We start from the raw sequence: 1,968 nt of genomic DNA on the forward strand, positions 1-1,968 counted from the left end.
GGGGTCTTCTTGATCTGCAGCACGTAGTCGAAGCCGCGCGCCAGGGTCTCGTCGCTGGTCTTCTCGCCGCGGATGATCTCCACCAGCGGCATCTTGTCCACCGGGCTGAAGAAGTGCAGGCCGATGAACTTGTCCTGCTTCTGCACCGCGCTGGCCAGGCCGGTGATCGGCAGGGTCGAGGTGTTGGAGGCGATCACCGCGTCGGGCAGCGCCGCGGTCTCGGCGGCGGCGGTGACCTTGCCCTTCAGGGCGCGATCCTCGAACACCGCCTCGATGATCAGGTCGCAGCCGTCGAAGTCCGCCTCGCTGGCGGACGGCGTGATGCGGGCGAGGAAGGCGTCACGCTTCTCGGCCGTCATCTGGCCGCGGGCGACCTTCTTCTCCAGCAGGCTGGCCGAGTAGGCCTTGCCCTTCTCCGCCGCCTCGATGGATACGTCCTTGAGCACCACGTCGATGCCGGCCGCCGCCGAGACGTAGGCGATGCCCGCGCCCATCATGCCGGCGCCGAGCACGCCGACCTTCCTGGTCACGTACTGCGGAATGCCCTGCGGGCGTGACTTGCCGGCGTTGATCTCGTTGAGCTGGAACCAGAAGGTGCCGATCATGTTCTTCGCCACCTGGCCGGTGGTCAGCTCGGTGAAGTAGCGCGCCTCGATCAGCTGCGCGGTGTCGAAGTCGACCTGGGCACCCTCCACCGCGGCGCACATGATCTTCTCCGGCGCCGGGAAGCAGCCCTTGGTCTTGTCGCGCAGCACGCTCGGGGCGATGGCCAGCATCTGCGCCACGGCCGGCGTGCTCGGCGTGCCGCCGGGAATCTTGTAGCCCTTCACATCCCACGGCTGCACGGCAGCCGGGTTGGCGAGAATCCAGGCGCGGGCCTTGGCCAGCATGTCCTCGCGGCTATCGGCCAACTGGTGGATCAGGCCGGCCTTGAGCGCGGCGTCCGGGCGCACCTTCTTGCCTTCGGCCAGGTACGGCAGCGCCTTCTCCAGGCCGAGCAGGCGCACCATGCGCACCACCCCGCCGCCACCCGGCAGCAGGCCGAGGGTGACCTCCGGCAGGCCCAGCTGAACGTGGCTCTCATCGATGGCGATGCGGTGGTGGCAGGCCAGGCAGATTTCCCAGCCGCCGCCCAGAGCGGCGCCATTGATGGCGGCCACCACCGGCTTGCCCAGGGTCTCCAGCCGGCGCAGCTGGCCCTTGAGCACCAGGATGCCTTCGTAGAACTGCTGCGCCTCGGCCCTGGTGACCTTGATCAGCTCGTTGAGGTCGCCGCCGGCGAAGAAGGTCTTCTTCGCAGAGGCGACGATCACCCCGGCGATGGAGTCCTTCTCGGCCTCCAGGTGGTCGATGGTGGCGGCCATGGCCTCGCGATACACACCGTTCATGGTGTTAGCGCTCTGGCCGGGCATGTCGATGGTCAGGACGACGATGTTGTCCGAACCCTTTTCGTAACGGATGGCGTCAGTCATTTTCTGATTCCTTGCTGCGTAGGGCGGGTGGAACCCGCGTCTGCTTGATGTGCGCGGGTTGCGCCCGCCCTACCGGTCAAATGCGTTCGATGATGGTGGCTATACCCATGCCGCCGCCCACGCAGAGGGTGGCCAGGCCATAGCGCAGCCCGCGCTTCTCCAGCTCGTCGAGCAGGGTGCCAAGGATGGCGCAACCGGTGGCGCCCAGCGGGTGACCCATAGCGATGGAGCCGCCGTTGACGTTGACCTTGTCCTCGCTGACGCCCATATCCTTCATGAACTTCATCACGACGGAGGCAAAGGCCTCATTGACCTCGAACAGATCGATGTCCTCGACCGACAGGCCGGCCTTGGCCAGGGCCTTGCGCGTGGCCGGCGCCGGGCCGGTGAGCATGATGGTCGGGTCGGTGCTGGTCACCGCCGTGGCAACGATGCGCGCACGCGGCTTGAGGCCCAGTTCCTTGCCCTTGGCTTCGCTGCCGATCAGCATCAGCGC

Annotated in this window: 1 protein-coding gene and 1 pseudogene; both read right to left on the reverse strand. The window is 67.0% G+C overall.

Annotated elements, in window-relative coordinates; genetic code table 11:
* Positions 1–1,472 (reverse strand): 3-hydroxyacyl-CoA dehydrogenase NAD-binding domain-containing protein (locus N7640_RS25490; protein WP_279906080.1); only part of this gene is annotated, 1,472 nt, incomplete at its 3' end.
* 76 nt (positions 1,473–1,548) lie between these two features.
* Positions 1,549–1,968 (reverse strand): annotated as a pseudogene (locus N7640_RS25495) (acetyl-CoA C-acyltransferase); the annotation flags it as partial.

The sequence above is a fragment of the Pseudomonas sp. GD04015 genome (genome assembly GCF_029837675.1).
Classification (GTDB): Bacteria; Pseudomonadota; Gammaproteobacteria; order Pseudomonadales; family Pseudomonadaceae; genus Aquipseudomonas; species Aquipseudomonas paralcaligenes.